The following is a 15,723-nucleotide window of genomic DNA, read 5'->3' as shown; positions in this document are numbered from 1 at the left end:
GAACAGGGGAAAAGGTCGGCCCAGCGGGGAGAGGGACAGCGGACAGATGGCATCACGTCGGGATGAACTCAACGCCTACACGTTCGCGAAGCGGAGACTCGTCGCACAATTCCTCCAGCCGAACGCCACGGGCTCGGAGGAGGGCGCGCCGCGTCCGCTGCGTGCGGTGCTTCCCGGCGTCATCATCGGCGTAGTGATCCTCGCGGTGTTCGGCGCCTGGGGAATGTTCCGCCCGGTCGCTCCCCAGAAATGGGACATGGCCGGTGAAAACGTCATCATCGCCAGTAAGTCGACCACGCGTTATGTGGTGTTGGAGACCGGCGGCAAGAAGCAGCTCCACCCGGTTCTCAACATGTCCTCCGCAAAACTTCTCCTGAATCCTGACAAGGGTCAGGTCATCAACGTCGACGAGTCCATTCTCGACAGCGGAAAGATCCCGCACGGCGCGACTCTCGGCATTCCCTACGCCCCGGACCGCCTTCCCGATTCGAAGGAAGCCGGAACCGCCAAGCGCTGGGCTGTCTGTGAACGTCCCGTGGAGGGCGGCCGGGCCATTCAGAAGGCGGCCTTCGTCTTCGCCGAGCGCGAGAAGGACAAGACCGAGGGCGGCAACCGGCTGCGCGGCGGTGAACTGCTGTACGTGGAGGGCCCGGCGCCCGAGCGGACCCGCTACGTCGTCGACGCCGACGGCACGGCGTACCCCGTCGAGAAGGACGAGCTGCTGCTGCGTCAGCTGGTCGGCCAGGGCCGCGCCCCGCAGCGCGTCTCCGCCGGATGGCTCGCCACCCTGCACAAGGGCGACCCCATCTCCTTCCCCAGGATCCCGGACCAGCCCGGCGTGGACGCCGGTGTCCCCGGTGACCTCCAGCCCGAGGCCAACAAGGTCGGCATGGTGCTCACCGCCACCGACGGCACCCGCAAGCAGCAGTACGTGGTGCTGAAGGGCCGGGTCGCTCCCGTGTCCGACTTCATGGCGAAGCTGCTCCTCAACAGCCGCGACCTCATCCAGCTGGGCCAGAACGGCCAGGCGACCTCCGTGAGCGCCGCCGCCTTCCAGCCCGGCGAGGGCTTCGGCAAGGACAAGAACTGGCCCCGGCACGCCCCGCAGCCGGTGAACTCCGCCGCCACCGACGAAGGCGCCCGCAACACCGTCTGCAACGTCCTGCGCGAGGTCGACGAGGACAACGGCAACACCACGCTCAGCACCTGGGCCGGCACCGACTTCCCGGCGATCCTGCCGGCCGGATCGAGCAGCGCCTACGTCACGCCGGGCACGGGACAGCTGTTCCGCCAGGTTAAGGGCTCCACGACCGACACCGGCTTCCTCTTCCTCGTCACCGACACCGGCCTGCGCTACGCCATGCAGTCCAACGGCGACAGCGCCACCAACGACTCCGGCATCGGCTCCTCGGGCTCCGAGGACGAGAAGCGCGCCCGCCTGCAGGAGGCCCAGCAGGCCCAGAACCGCCTGGGCTACAAGGACGTCGAGCCGCTGCCCGTCCCCGCCGCCTGGTCGGCGTTCCTGCCCACGGGACCCCGCCTGTCGACCGCGGCGGCCCGCCAGCCGCAGGGCTCGTAGAGGAGCCGTACGGAGATGAAGCAGACCCACCGGCGCAGGAGCCTCCCGGCCGCCGCCGCGACGACCCTCACGGCCACCGTGCTGTGCTTCGCCGGCCTGCCCACGGCCCCGGCGGTGGCGGACTCGCCCACCCAGTGCAGCTTCCCCAACAAGAACTACGAGGGACGCCCCTGGGCGCTCCAGCGCGTCCTCCTCGACGAACTGTGGAAGCAGTCCACCGGCAAGGGCGTCCGCGTCGCCGTCATCGACACCGGCGTCGACGTGAAGCACCCCCAGCTCAAGCCGGCCGTCGACGTGAAGGCGGGGAAGAACCTGATCCCCAAGGACGCGAAGGACGACCACGACCGCAAGCTGGAGCGCGGCAAGGAGGACGGCACCACCGACACCGTGGGCCACGGCACCAAGGTCGCCGGCATCATCGCCGCCCGCCCCATGAAGGGCACCGGCTTCGCGGGGCTCGCCCCGGACGCCACGATCATCCCGATCCAGCAGAACGACGCCTACGGCAACGGTACGGCGGCCACCCTCGCCGACGCCATCGAGTACGCCATCGACCAGAAGGCCGATGTCATCAACATCTCCCAGGACACGGCGAACGCGATCGAGCCGAGCCCTCTGCTGCGCCAAGCGGTCGAGAAAGCCCTGGCCCAGCAGATCGTGGTGGTGGCCTCAGCGGGCAACGACGGCCTGGACGGCAACGTCAAGAAGACGTACCCGGCCTCGTACGAGGGCGTCCTGGCCGTGGCGGCCTCCGACCGCAACAACGAGCGCGCGGCCTTCTCGCAGTCCGGCGACTTCGTCGGGGTCGCCGCACCCGGCGTCGACATGATCTCCACCGTCCCGGGCGGCGGCCACTGCGCCGACAACGGCACCAGCTTCTCCGCCCCGTACGTCGCCGGGATCGCCGCCCTCATCAAGGGCAAGCACAAGAACTGGACCCAGAAGCAGATCGTCGCCCAGATCCAGCAGACCGCGGAGCGGTCGATCGCCGGCCACGACCGCCTTGTAGGCTGGGGCGTCGTCGATCCCGTACGGGCGCTGACCGAGGACGACAAGCCCATCGAGGCCCCGGTCGCCCGCGAGGGCGTGACCAGGGCCGAGGCCCCGACGCCCGCCGAACTCCACCTGGGGGAGACCCCGGAGCAACGCGACGCGCGCCTCGCCACGTACGTGATCGTCGGCGGCACGGTCCTCGTCGCCGGCATCGCCGGCGGAGCGGTGGCCGTACGCGACGCCCGCAGGCGGGCACGGGGAGCGGGCGGCAACGCTTGACGCGGCCATTGCAACCGCACAAACGCGAGGCGCGTCCCAAGTGAAGGCGGGCGAACCGTGTGACGTCGCGTGATGCCGTAACAGGTAAGGCACTTGGGACTGTCAGAGGCACTGGATAGAGTGTCACCTGTGCGATCGTCGAAAAAATTCAAGAAGGCGATCGCAATGTATGACTGCCGGAGCAAACGGGGAGGGCGAGCACAGTGCTCGATGCAGAAGGTGGCGGGGTCGGCTCGCGCGGCGGGACGGATCTCGAGCGCGGCGTAGGCGCGCTGCAGCGTTTCCAGAAGAGGGTCACGGCACTCCTGACGGAATTCGAGAACGGCCCGGGCGGCAGCACCAAGGTCGCCCAGCACACCATCGCCCGCGGCGCCTTCAGCGGGGCCAATCTGCCTTTCGCTGAGGCCGACGGCCTGTTCCACCAGTACAACCGCGTCCACAAGGAGCTGGTCTCCCTTTCCAAGCTCCTCAGCGACCAGATCGAGATGCTCCGCATCGGCGTCCACGCCGCCGAGGTCGGCCTCGACAACGTCGACGAGGAGGCGCGGCGCAGGTTCCACAGCATCAAGGCGCGCGTGGACGAGGCCCACTACCGGCAGCAGGAGCAGGAACGGGCCAAGGAGCAGGACCGCAACGACTCCACGACCGGCACGAAGGACCTGGGGTAAGAGCGATGAGCGAAGAGAAGAACAAGAACCTCACCCCCGAGCAGCAGCAGGCCGCCGACGCGACCAACATCCAGGCCCGGTTCGGCGCCACCGACGCCCTCGAGCGCATCTCGGCGGCCATGAAGAGCGTCGGCCTGGGCCCCGGCAGCGGCCCCGGCGGCTTCTACGGCAAGACCAACTTCGAGGGCGCCCAGCTCAACGCGATGCTCGACCTCCTCGAGGCGGCCAAGCCGGAGGACCTGGAGTCCGCGGGCGACGCCCTGGAGAAGGCCGTGAAGGCCCTCAACGACGCGGCCAAGGAACTCGACGACTACGTCCGCGTGGTCGAGTGGAAGGGCGTGTCCGGCACCGAGTTCCGCCGCTTCGGCGGCGAACTCGCCAAGTACGCCTACAACCTGGCCACCTTCGCCAACGTGGCCGGCGCCCAGATGAAGGTCGCCAGCACGGGCCTCGCGTCGGTCCGCAACTCCAAGCCCCCGCGCGACACCCGCCCCGACCCGAAGAAGGCCCAGGACTTCCCGCCGACGGAGCGCACGGCGGACAACCAGGACTACCAGAAGGCCCTCAAGGCGGAACGCGACCGCCAGGAGGCCATCAACCAGATGAACCGCCTGGCGTCCTTCTACGCGGTCTCGGAACAGACCCTGGCGACACAGGAACCGCCGAAGTTCCCGCCGATGCTCAAGGCGGATGTGCCTCAGCCCACGATGGCGGACGGCCGAAGCAATGTTCCCTCAGGCAGCCCTGCGACGCTTCAGGCGGCGGAGAGGCACCAGGGAGCTCCTGCGCGCGCGGACAGGGACGTCACCACGGCTGTCCCGCCCCGAGCCGAGGTGCTGAGCCCGACACCGCCGCCGACGAACGACCCATCTGTTCAGATCGACACCGTCACGGCGCCGCCTACGCCCACGACGCCTCTCGGTACGCCGCCGGCCCAGCCGGTGACTCCTCCCACAAATAACCCCACGGGCCCGGTTCCGCCCATGGCCCCCGGCTACACGAACCCGTTGCGGCCCACTGCTCCTAAGACAACGGGTCCGCAGGCCACCCCCAGGACCGCCGGTCCGACGACCAACCCGGTCGGTCGCCCGGGTGTGCCGGGTGGCGGCCCCAACCCGGGTGGCCAGCGTGGCGGCCCGATCGGGCGTGCGGGCACGACCGGCCAGCCCAACGTCATGGGGCGTCCCACCAGCACGCCTGGTGGCACCACCGGCGGACGTTCTCCCATCGTCGGTCGCCCGACCGCCACGGGCCAGCCTCCCGTGGGGCGCACCGGTACGCCGGGACGCCCCACGGGCCAGCCTCCCGTGGGGCGCACCGGTACGCCGGGACCTGCCGCTGGTCGAGGTGGCGGCATCGTCGGAGGTACGCCCCAACAGCGTGCCGCTTCGGGCTCTACCGGTTCGCGTATCCCTCGTGGAACGGTGATCGGTGGCCAGACCCCCGCGCCCGGGCGCGGCCCCACTGCCAGGCCCAGCCAGTCGGGCGTCATCGGTGCCAACCCCGCAGTGGGTGCGAACCGCCCGACGGGGCGGGGCACACCCAGCGTGAACGGCGTGGTCGGCACCCCGCGACGCAAGTCGGAGGGCAAGGAACCGGAGGAGTCGGGTGCCGCACGTCCGGACTACCTGACGGAAGACGAAGAGACATGGACGCCCCGGCGGCGCGGCCCCGTACCGCCGGTGATCGACTAACGACAGGGAGCGGCAGTCAGGATGGCAGCAGGAACGACGCATCGGCCACGGCGGCGTCTGACGTGGGCGCTGGCCTTGGCCGGTGCGTGGACCATTGGATTCGCCGGCATGGCGCCGTCCGCGGTTGCGGAAGACATGCGGGCGAAGCAGTGGTACCTGGACGCGATGCATGTCGACGAGATCTGGAAGAAGACGACCGGCGAAGGCATCAAGGTCGCTGTCATCGACTCAGGGGTCAACGCTTCCACGCCGTCGTTGAAGGGGCAGGTCCTCAAGGGGGTCGACGCCACGACGGTGAACGGGAAAACCGACGACAACGATGGTCACGGGACGAGCATGGCCGAGTTGATCGCGGGAACCGGACGAGGTGGAGGCCTCCAGGGACTGGCACCAGGCGTCAAGATCATCCCTATCCGCACCAACAGCTCCGGGTCACAGGAACTCAAGAAGAACCCCTGGGACATGGAGGACGGCATTCGGGCCGCAGCCGACAGCGACGCGCAAATCATCAGCATGTCGTTCGGCACGCCATATCAGACCCAACGACTCGCTGACGCGGTGAAGTACGCGCACAGCAAGGGCAAACTACTCTTGGCTGCTGTGGGCAACTCCGGGGACAAAGGCAACAAGCGGGAGTACCCGGCGGCTTACCCGGAGGTCGTTGGCGTCGCCGCAACGGACCGCGATGGCAAGGTGGGCGAGTTCTCCCAGCACGGTAGCTTCGTGGACATCGCTGCACCCGGCCAGGACATTCCCAATTGGTGCGACGCGACGTTCACACGCTACTGCGACGGCGCGCAGGGCACTAGCTCCGCCACCGCCATCGCCTCCGCCTCCGCCGCGCTGATCTGGTCCGCGCACCCCGACTGGACCGCGAACCAGGTGCTTCGCGTCATGTTCGAGAGCGCCGGCAAGGGTGAGGGCTGGAAGCCCGGCACGCTCAGCAACTACCTCGGTCACGGCATCGTCCGCCCCGGTGCGCACATCAACCGTGGCCTGGGCAAGCCGGGTGACCCGAACGTCAACCCGCTGCCCGACATGAAGGGTGCCGAAGGTGGGGCCTCCCCGGCACCCTCCACACCCGCCTCCGGCGCAGCTTCTGCACCAGCTTCGTCACAAGCACCGCAGAGCAAGCCCACAGGCGACTCCTCCGTGGCAGTCTCCAGCGAGAAGGCCGACGGTGGTGGCCAGTTGGGCCTGGTCCTGGGCGGCGTCGCGGCGGCCGCTGTCCTCGCGGGCGGCGTGTTCCTGATCGCCCGCAAGCGCCGCAGCAGCTGACCCGCCCGCTCAGCGTGCGACCTCGCATCGCGCGCACCGACCGGTGAGGAAACCCCCACCGAGAACCTCCAGAGAGGAAGCACATCGCATGGCAGTGCAGAAGGTCAATGGCGTTGCCCTCAAGGGCCTCCAGGATGAGCTGACCCGCAACTTCGACGACGTGAAGGCCCAGCTGGCCGCCCTGCAGGCGACCATCGACAGCCTGGAAGGCGCCTGGGCCGGTATCGGTGCCGGTGCGTTCAACGTCAAGCAGGCGCAGATCAACCAGAACATGGTCGGCATCGGCAAGCTTCTGCTGAAGTTCCAGGAGGCCATTGAGGCCGCTCGCACCATCGCCGGCAACACGGACGACGAGATCGAGGCGGCCATGCGGGGCATCGACGTGGCCGACGGCTACTCGGGCGACGCCAAGGCCGAGGCCCGTACGTCGAACCTCAGCAGCTACTGACACGCTCCGGCCGTGCACGGAGCCCGGCCGACTTACGACAGCACGACACGGTTGGAGGACCGATGGCGAACAACGACGGCACGATGATCGTCACTTACGCGCGGCTCGATGACGCCGCGGGTGACATCAAGAAGCAGGCCGACCGCCTGGACGCGAGCCTCAAGGCCATTCAGGCCAAGATCAAGTCGATCTCCTCCCTCTGGGAGGGCGAGGCCCGCGAGGCGTACAACACCGCGCAGGCCGACTGGGACCGCCGCGCGACGGCGATCCACACGTCGCTGACCCAGATCTCGAACGCGGTGCGCGAGGCTTCTCCGGCGTACCAGGCCGGCGACAAGAAGGCCGCGTCGAACTTCCAGTAAGCGGTGACGGCCGAGGCTGTAACGAAGGGGCGGGCACGCGCGGGAGGTGCCCGCCCCTCATGCATCTCCGGGGCCCACTACGGTTCGATCACCGGCTCTCCGCTCGCGACAGGTGGAAGTGCATCGGGGAAGGTACGGGGCTGCTGACAGCCACCGATCTTGTACACATGCACGGCCAACTGATAGGCGAAATCCCCCATCACTTGAGCCAGCTCGGTACCCTTCGCCCGGGTCCTGCCGAGCGTGTCTGCCACCACCACCAGTCCTTGGATGGGCTTGTGTTCACCTCGCTGCGATTCGGCTTCCCTGGACAACGTGCAAGGGACGTACGCCGCCGCGTACCCGGATGACGTGCGGATAAGGACATCGCCCGAGGAAACCTCGACCGCGTTCTCCTCAAGTTTTCCGCCGGAGAAGTAATCGCGCCATTCATCGAGCGATCCCATCGTGGGCTGCACGTCGCCCAAGATCATGTGGCCGTCGCTGGTGGTAACGCTACACGTGAACATGATCCAATCGAACTGGTCGGGGGACAACACTTCCTTTTCCACTGCCTTACGCGCACTGGGCAGCGCGCGTGCGACGGTATCGCGCTCGACAGCTCCGGCGCATGGACGATCGGGAAGCCGGTCGATCCCTTTCGTGAAGACCTCCACGTATCCCCATACGCCTGCGGTCAACGCCAAGGCCAAGGCCCCTGCGACCACGCAGGTCTGGCATCGGACCCGGTGTCGGCGTGGCCAGGTGGACCAGTGCCTCACCAGATTTCGTTCCTGCAGGCCGCGGAATTGGTCATGGCTTCGGTGTACGCGGTGATCAGGGACTTGATTTCCTCTTCGTTCGACTGGCCGCCCAGGACATACATCTTGGTGAAGAGGTCCCCTTTGACGTCCCTGTCGATGTAGCTGGGGTCGGCACACTTGACCAGGCCAACCGCAGCTGAGTCAGAGATCAGAAAACGCTTGTCGGGAGTGAGCTTATGGGGGCGTTCGAATCCGGCGTCTCCGACCGGCGGCATCATCAGTCCGGCAAGGAAATCCAAAGGCCTTCCCTCGTCGTACCACTCGACTCCGGCAGAAAGCGCGGTGTTTCCGTCGATTTCCAGACGGCAACGCTGAGACCCATGTCCGGACTTCGATTGCGCAGAGATGGACTTCCCTGGAGGAAGCACTGCCTCCAGTAGCTGTTTGGGCACCTTGGTCCCGCATAGAGTCTCTGGAGTCTGGTAGTCGCGTGTTGGTGGGGACGAGCAGGCAGTCACTATCAGGGACATCGCGAGCAGGCCTGCCGAGAGGGCGATGCCTCGCCAACGTGAGAAGTCTTCTCTAAGGGGCATGATCGTCCTTGTGGTGTGGTCTGCAGCGTGGCCTTGCGTAAGCTCTGCGGCTCGCGGCCGGACCCGTACCTTCGAGGTGTCCATCTGGTGGTTAAGTTGCACTCGGAGCGGTCAGGAGGTCACCAGCCATCTGCTTAGCGCCTGTGTGTGCGTCGTTGAATCCGTCAGCTGTGCCCTTTCGCGCCCATTCCTCGGCCTGATCGGCGTACGGCGACTTGTGTGCCGCAGCGGCTTGCCTGGCGGCTTCCCCGCTCAGTGCGACATTCTTTTCCTCGCTGTCTTCCCACAGCCGCGCCGCGTTGTAACCCCGACTCTTGAGCTCCTCACCCGCCGCGTTCTGGAAGACGAGTTCGATGATCACGCCACCCACCGTACTTACCGCCCCGCCCACGGCTGCTCCGACCGGTGGGCTGGCGATGAAGCCTGTTCCGATACCGACTCCCATGCCGAGGACTCCAGAGACGGTTGCTTTCCTCTCATTCACGGCATTTGCGTAGTCCCCGTCGTTCTGCTTGGCTTCGCCGAGCACGCCCTCCTGTCGTCCCATGGCGAGTGTGCCGCCGACTTCGGCCGATTGCCTGGCGATCTCGGTGACAGTTTCCTCCATGCTGTGCGGATACCGCTGATCCTGCGGAAGGTCAGGATTCATGTGGTAGTCGAGCAGATTGGCCATATAGGCCTTCTGGCCGACTTCGACGGCCGCGTAGCCCTCAGGGTTCTGGCTTACCATCAAGAGGAGCCGCGTCACGTCTGTGTGGTTGAAGTCGGCATGCGCCCCCGCGATCGGGAAGAGCTTTGGCACGCTCGTATTGAGCGGGCCGGCGTTCGTCATGGCCCGGTGGATGTCCGGCAGGTACTCCGAGGTGATCTGCCCGATGCTGTCGGACATGTACCCGTGTTCCTTCAAGATCTCCGGCTTACGGCCGATGGACTCGACAAGCTGTTCCATGACCGCGGTCTGCCCCTCGTTGTGCGGGGGAGTCTCACGCGTCGGCGATTCGCCCGCCGGATGTCCCGTAGTCGCCGCCTCCAGGGCTGCGGCCATGTAGTTGCGGCCGGCGATGCTCTTCTCGCCCTTGTCGTCCTCGACAGGCGGCCATTCGCGCTCTTCGAAGAGGTACCGGAAGTTGGAGACTTCCGCCTTCTCTTCCTCTCCGTTGGGAAGCTTCGTCTTGAACTCGTGGTCCTCGTCCTTGGTGACGAACGTCCCGTTGAAGAAGTCCGTCGCGGCGCCCGGATTGTTGGACAGGGCCTTCATGAAGCCCACGACGGGGTCCGCGCCGGAATCGGTTCCGGTGCGGTTCAGCAAGGGGTCCATCGGCTGCTGCATCCAGGCGTGGGCCATGCCCCGGCCGTTGTCCGTGACGCGCTTCTCGGTGTCGATCAGGGCCTTGCCGTAGTCCTTGAGGAACTGGTCCTCGAAGTTCCCCCAGCGCATCAGGTTGCTCATCACCTGGAAGCCCAGGTTGCCGCTGTTCTTATGGACGGGCTGGCTGCCGATGTCGATCATCTCGCCCCTCCACTTCGTCATCTCCAGAGTGTCGGCCTGCGTCGCAGTGGCGAGCGTCAGGCTCAGATGCTTCTGGAGGTCCTCGAACCGGTCGCGGCGCGCGCCCTCGAGGTCGCCGTTTGTGTGGGGGTCGTTGAGTCCCTCCCAGAACCGGAGCGTCCCCTGCGCACCCAGCTTCTCGGCGAAGTGCTCGGCGAACAGCTCGTCGCCGGAGTACTTCTTCAGTCCCGCGTTGAGCTCGTCGAATTCCTTGACCGTCAGCCCCTTGGGGTCCTTCCCCGCGAGTGCCGCCAGGCGATCCGCCCGCTCCAGAGCGGCTGTGGCGGTGTCGCGGTCCCGGTATTTCGCTCCGGAGAAGCCGTAGTCCGTGAGGTCGACCAGCGCCTTGAGCGCCGTGGTGGCCGAGGCGTCGATCTCGCCTGCCTTGTCGACGATCCGCTGAAGTTCGTCGCGCAGCGCGTCGACGTCCTTCTGCGCGGCGGGGGACTTCGCGTCCGGGCCGGCCAGCACCGTGAAGAAGCAGCCGTCGGACTTCACCGTGAGCTGCTTCCCCCGCCCGCGCTCAACCGCTTCCTTCAGCAGGCGCTGCTGTGTCTTCAGCTCGTCCCGCGTGTCGCGCATGATGTTGCGGATGGACGTCGCCTGAGCATGCGCGTCGGCGAACTCTCCCGCCGTCCTGCCGACGAACGCACGGGACACCGTGGCGTTGTAGCCCATCCAGTTGGCCTTCAGGGCCTTTCCGCGGAGGCCGTCCCGCGCCTCCTTCTCCAATTGTCCGAGCCTTTGGACCATGCTCGTCCAGTCGCTGACGGTGTCGTCGAGCAGCTTGAAGTTGGCCGAGTGAAGAGATTCGAAGTCCACGATGCCCCTCTAGCCCTTCTCGTCCTTCTTCTCCTTGGTGCCGTACACGTCGTTCTTCTTGCCCGGCGGCGCGAACGACTCGTCGAAGCCCGCGTCCAGCGCGTGGATGCTGCTCACGCGACGCTTGATGTGGTACTCGTCGCCCTGGTGCGCGTTCTTCGTGAAGTCCATGTGGTTGGAGATCAGGGCGCAGGCGTCCATCAGGGTGTTCAGCTGCCGGTCCCAGCGCTGTGACACATGGGTGAGGGCACTGCCCAGCATGATTCCCTGACTGGTCAAGTCGGTGCCCGCCGTCTCGGTGCTGGTGACGCGGGCCTCCTTCCACAGCCGGGTGTAGAGCTTGAACGCCTCGTCACCGATCGCGGCCAGGTCGGCCTGGTGGACCTTGAGGACACCGTTCGGGCCTCCCGCGTTGGGGGCGGGCTCCGGCGGTACCCCGTTCAGCCGCATCCCCGTATCGCCACGGGCTTGGGCCTCGGCCTTCAGTTGCTCCCACTCGTCCCACGCCATGCGCGTGCCTGCCCCTTCCACGTAGAAAGCACTGTGCTGGCGCCACGCTAGGAACCCAGCCGTGATAACTGCAAGTCATCTCATCCGACCGGAGTGTCACCCGGCCCGAAAAAGCCTTGTCGGGGCGCCCGCACCCCGCGAGCGCCCCGACAAGTGCGTCCGCCTACCGCAGATCCGAAGCCATGAGGCCCGTCTGCACCAGCGGGTTTCCGCGTTGGCGGGAGACGAAGATGCCTCGGCCCGGGGGCATCGGGCGGGGGCGGACGCCGCTCAGGACGTCGCCCTCGCTCGGGTCGCCGGACAGGATCACGCCCTGGGCGCCCAGTTCCATCATGCGCTGCATGAACGGCTCGTACGCGGCGCGGCTCGCGCCCGCCGTGTTGCGGGCGATGATGAAGCGGACGCCCACGTCGCGGGCGAACGGCAGCAGTTCGGTGAGCGGGGCCAGCGGGTTGCCGCTGGACGTCGACACCAGGTCGTAGTCGTCGACGACGACGAAGATGTTCGGGCCCTGCCACCAGCTGCGGTCCCGCAGCTGCTGCGCCGTGACGTCCTCCGACGGCGTGCGCCGCCGCATCAGGCCCACCAGGGCGTCCACGTGGTGGTCCATGTTGTTGGACATCGGGACGTACTCCGCGAGGTGCGTGGCGGGCGTCACGTCCAGCAGGGCGCGCCGGTTGTCGACCACGAACAGCTTGCAGGAGTCCCCGTCGTACCGCTCGGTCAGCTGCTTGACCAGCAGCCGCAGCAGGTTGGACTTGCCGGACTCGCTCTCGCCGAAGACCAGGAAGAACGGGTCGCGCTCGAAGTCGGCGAAGACCGGCGCCAGGTTGTTCTCGTCGATCGCGAAGGAGACACCGCGCTCCGGGTGCGCGTAGCCCGCCGGAAGGTTCTCCGCCGGCAGCTCGCGCGGCAGCAGCCGTACGGCCGGGGCGCCCGGCGCCGTCCAGTGCCGGCCGACCTCGCGGGCCATCGCGGCCGTCGCCTCCGAGAGGTCGCTGTCGGAGTTGATGCCGTCGATCCGCGGGACCGCCGCCATGAAGTGCAGCTTCTCCGGGGTGAGACCACGGCCCGGCACCCCGGCCGGGACGTTCGCCGCCACCCGCCGGTCCAGCTCGGAGTCCATGGGGTCACCCAGCCGCAGCTCCAGCCGGTTCATCAGGTGGTCCTTGAGGTTGGCCCGCACCTCCATGGACCGGGACGCGGTGAGCACGACGTGGATGCCGTAGCCCAGACCGCGCGCGGCCATGTCCATCACGAGCTGCTCCAGGCCCTCGTAGTCGGAGCGGAAGTTGCCCCAGCCGTCGATGACCAGGAACACGTCGCCCCACGGCTGGTCCGTCACGGAGATCTCGCCCCGGGCGCGCAGCCGGCGGAACGTGGCGATGGAGTCGATCCCGGCGCTGCGGAAGAACTCCTCGCGGCGCGACAGGATGCCGTACACCTCGGCGACCGTACGCCGCACGCGCTCGGGGTCGAGGCGCGACGCGATGCCGCCGACATGCGGCAGGCCGGCGACCGCCGACAGACCGCCACCACCGAAGTCGAGGCCGTAGAACTGCACCTCGTGCGGGGTGTGCGTGAGGGCGAAGGCGGAGATCAGGGTGCGCAGCAGCGTCGACTTGCCCGACTGCGGGCCACCGATGATCTGCATGTGGCCGGCCGCGCCCGAGAAGTCCCGGTACAGCGTGTCGCGGCGCTGCTCGAACGGCTTGTCCACGACACCGAGCGGTACGACGAGCCGTCCCGCGCCCTCGAAGCCCGGCTGGGTCAGACCGCGGCCCTGCACCTCCGAGAGCCCCGGCAGCACCTCGTCCAGCGGCGGCGGGTTGTCCAGCGGCGGCAGCCACACCTGGTGGGCCTCCACACCGCGCCCCTCCAGCCGCCGCACGATGACGTCCAGCACGGAGTCGGCCAGCGCGTCGTCCTCCTGCGTCCCCGCGTCCGGCACCTGCGGCCGCGCCGACGGCTGGACGTACCGGATCGGCACGGGCGCCGCCGTGAACGGCACCGGCCGCCGGTCGACCGGCAGCGGGCCGCCGGCGACGGCGAGCCGCTGCGCGCTGGAGCGGTACACGCCGGAGACGTACGCCGCCTTGAAGCGGACCATCTCGTCGGTACCGAACTTCAGGTAGCCGGAGCCCGGCACGTTCGGCAGGTGGTACGCGTCGGGGACACCGATCGCCGCGCGCGACTCGGCCGTCGAGAAGGTCCGCAGACCGATCCGGTACGACAGGTACGTCTCCAGGCCGCGCAGCCGGCCCTCCTCCAGGCGCTGCGACGCCAGCAGCAGGTGCACGCCGAGCGACCGGCCGATGCGGCCGATCTGCACGAACATGTCGATGAAGTCGGGCTTGGCGGTGAGGAGTTCGCTGAACTCGTCGATGACCAGGACGAGCGAGGGGATCGGCTGCAGCGCGGCGCCGGCCGCGCGCGCCTTCTCGTAGTCGTGGATGTTGGCGTAGTTGCCGGCGTCGCGCAGCATCTCCTGCCGCCGGTTCAGCTCGCCCCGGATCGAGTCGCCCATGCGGTCGACGAGCGTCAGGTCGTCCGCGAGGTTGGTGATGACGGCCGCCACGTGCGGCATCTGCGACATGCCGGCGAAGGTCGCGCCACCCTTGAAGTCCGCGAGGACGAAGTTGAGGGTCTCCGACGAGTGCGTGACCGCGAGGCCCAGCACCAGCGTCCGCAGCAGCTCCGACTTGCCGGAGCCGGTCGCGCCCACGCACAGGCCGTGCGGGCCCATGCCCTCCTGCGCGGCCTCCTTCAGGTCCAGCATCACGGGCGATCCGTCCTCGCCGACACCGATCGGCACGCGCAGCCGCTCCGACTGCGAGCGCGGCCGCCAGGTGCGGCTGACGTCGACCGAGGCCGCGTCGCCGAGGTTCAGCAGGTCGGTGAACTCGAGGTTCGCCAGCAGCGGTTCGTCGTCGTCGCCGCCCGACGCCATGCGCAGCGGCGCCAGCTGGCGGGCCAGCGCCTCGGCGGCCTCCAGGCTGAGCCCGTCGGGGGTGCCGTCGTACACGAGGCCGTGCCCGGACTCCAGGCGCAGCTCGTCGGCGTGCACGACCACCGACAGCTGTCCGCGCGCGCCCCCGGCGTCACCGGGGACGACCTCCAGGATCGTCACGCCCTGCAGGCCCTCGGCGGCCGCCAGCGCCGACATGGGCGGCACGGTCCGGCCGTCGAGGACGATGACGAGGTGCGGCTGGTCGAGCAGCGGATTGTCGCCGCCCTGGAAGCGCGGCCGGCCCTCCAGGTGCCCGGCGAGCATCTCCTGCAGCTCCATCACGTCCGTGGTGATCAGCCGCAGGCTGCCGGCGCCGTCGACCGCGCCGCGCGCCTGGACGTGCGGGAGCCACTTCGCCCACTCCCACTGGGCGGCGTTCTCGGGGGCGGCCGCCACCGCGACGACCAGGTCCTCGGGGGAGTGCAGCGAGGCGAGCGACCCCACCATCGCGCGGGTCACCGAGCGGACGGACGCGGCCTCGCCGCTCACCGCCACGTGGTAGAAGGCGCGCAGCGACACCGCCATCGGCAGGCCGTCGAGCGTGCCGTGCGTCGCCAGGAACTGCCGCATGGCGCCGGCGGTCAGCGGCTCCAGGTCGTCGACGGGGGCGGTCTCGGGGGCGAGGAGCGCGGTGGCGAGCTGCTGGCTGCCGAGGCCGACGCGCACCTGGCCGAAGTCGTCGTCGCCGACGCGTCGCTCCCACACCCGGCTGCCTTCTGCGACCAGCGCCCACAGCTGCTCCGGCGACGGGTGCAGATAGAACTGCGCGTCACGCTGGAGCCGCGCCGTGCGCAGCACCGACTTCCGGGTCTGGGTGAGGTACCTCAGGTAGTCGCGCCGCAGGTCGGCGAGCTGACCCTGGGTGCCGCGCCGGTAGCGTACGAGCATCGCGATGCCCATGCCGACCGTGGACGCGATCATGATCATGCCCATGATCCGCATGATCGGATTCGGGGTCATGAAGAAGAAGACGACGGAGCCGCCCATGCCGAGCATGGGCAGGAGTTGCATCAGCACGCCCTCCTGCTGCCCCTTGGGCAGCTCCGGCGGCGGTTGCAGCTGCACCTGCTCGCTGGGCACTTCGGAGGGCAGGACCCGTGGTGGGCGCTTGACGACGATCTGACTCACAGCTCACCAATTCCCTTGCCGGACGGAAACGTTCCTTATCGGCGCCCCCGTGGCGACGGGCTCCATC

12 protein-coding genes are annotated in these 15,723 nt (G+C 68.3%); 7 read left to right on the top strand and 5 right to left on the bottom strand.

From position 1 onward, the window contains the following. Positions 1-46: 46 nt before the first annotated feature. From eccB to ABEB09_RS07780, 7 genes are all read left to right on the top strand, one after another. Positions 47-1,579, top strand: a complete 1,533-nt coding sequence (eccB, locus tag ABEB09_RS07810) for a type VII secretion protein EccB (RefSeq protein ID WP_345688446.1) — start codon at positions 47-49, stop codon at positions 1,577-1,579. A 15-nt stretch (positions 1,580-1,594) separates the two neighbouring features. Beyond that, a complete protein-coding gene (gene mycP / locus ABEB09_RS07805) occupies positions 1,595-2,851 on the top strand; it encodes a type VII secretion-associated serine protease mycosin (RefSeq protein ID WP_345688444.1) in 1,257 nt (418 codons plus the stop codon). 203 nt (positions 2,852-3,054) lie between these two features. Further along, the gene (locus tag ABEB09_RS07800) at positions 3,055-3,519 is read left to right on the top strand and encodes a hypothetical protein (protein WP_345688442.1); all 465 of its coding nucleotides are present in this window, start codon (positions 3,055-3,057) and stop codon (positions 3,517-3,519) included. Positions 3,520-3,524: 5 nt separating this feature from the next. Further along, positions 3,525-5,213 carry a hypothetical protein gene (locus ABEB09_RS07795; protein ID WP_345688440.1) on the top strand — a complete coding sequence of 563 codons (1,689 nt, stop codon included), beginning with the start codon at positions 3,525-3,527 and terminating at the stop codon, positions 5,211-5,213. Between the two features lie 21 nt (positions 5,214-5,234). Then, the gene (locus tag ABEB09_RS07790; RefSeq protein WP_345688438.1) at positions 5,235-6,491 is read left to right on the top strand and encodes a S8 family serine peptidase; all 1,257 of its coding nucleotides are present in this window, start codon (positions 5,235-5,237) and stop codon (positions 6,489-6,491) included. 88 nt (positions 6,492-6,579) lie between these two features. Next, on the top strand, positions 6,580-6,939 hold the full coding sequence (locus ABEB09_RS07785; protein WP_345688436.1) for a WXG100 family type VII secretion target: 360 nt from the start codon (positions 6,580-6,582) through the stop codon (positions 6,937-6,939). Between the two features lie 62 nt (positions 6,940-7,001). Beyond that, on the top strand, positions 7,002-7,301 hold the full coding sequence (locus ABEB09_RS07780) for a WXG100 family type VII secretion target (RefSeq protein ID WP_345688434.1): 300 nt from the start codon (positions 7,002-7,004) through the stop codon (positions 7,299-7,301). Between the two features lie 77 nt (positions 7,302-7,378). Here the strand turns inward: ABEB09_RS07780 and ABEB09_RS07775 are convergent, their stop codons facing one another. The 5 genes from ABEB09_RS07775 to eccCa form a co-directional block, all read right to left on the bottom strand. After that, positions 7,379-7,957 carry a hypothetical protein gene (locus ABEB09_RS07775; RefSeq protein ID WP_345688432.1) on the bottom strand — a complete coding sequence of 193 codons (579 nt, stop codon included), beginning with the start codon at positions 7,955-7,957 and terminating at the stop codon, positions 7,379-7,381. A 101-nt stretch (positions 7,958-8,058) separates the two neighbouring features. Then, positions 8,059-8,496: a hypothetical protein gene (locus ABEB09_RS07770; RefSeq protein ID WP_345688430.1), complete on the bottom strand. Its 438-nt coding sequence runs from the start codon at positions 8,494-8,496 to the stop codon at positions 8,059-8,061. Positions 8,497-8,728: 232 nt separating this feature from the next. Then, positions 8,729-11,008, bottom strand: coding sequence for a DUF6571 family protein (locus tag ABEB09_RS07765; RefSeq protein WP_345688428.1), 2,280 nt, complete (start codon positions 11,006-11,008; stop codon positions 8,729-8,731). A gap of 9 nt (positions 11,009-11,017) precedes the next feature. Then, positions 11,018-11,518, bottom strand: a complete 501-nt coding sequence (locus ABEB09_RS07760) for a hypothetical protein (RefSeq protein WP_345688426.1) — start codon at positions 11,516-11,518, stop codon at positions 11,018-11,020. Positions 11,519-11,681: 163 nt separating this feature from the next. After that, positions 11,682-15,656: a type VII secretion protein EccCa gene (gene eccCa, locus ABEB09_RS07755; protein WP_345688424.1), complete on the bottom strand. Its 3,975-nt coding sequence runs from the start codon at positions 15,654-15,656 to the stop codon at positions 11,682-11,684. Positions 15,657-15,723: the final 67 nt, after the last annotated feature.

Source organism: Streptomyces coeruleoprunus (assembly GCF_039542925.1).
In the GTDB taxonomy this organism is placed as follows: Bacteria; Actinomycetota; Actinomycetes; order Streptomycetales; family Streptomycetaceae; genus Streptomyces; species Streptomyces coeruleoprunus.
This window is presented reverse-complemented; position numbering and strand designations above follow the sequence as displayed.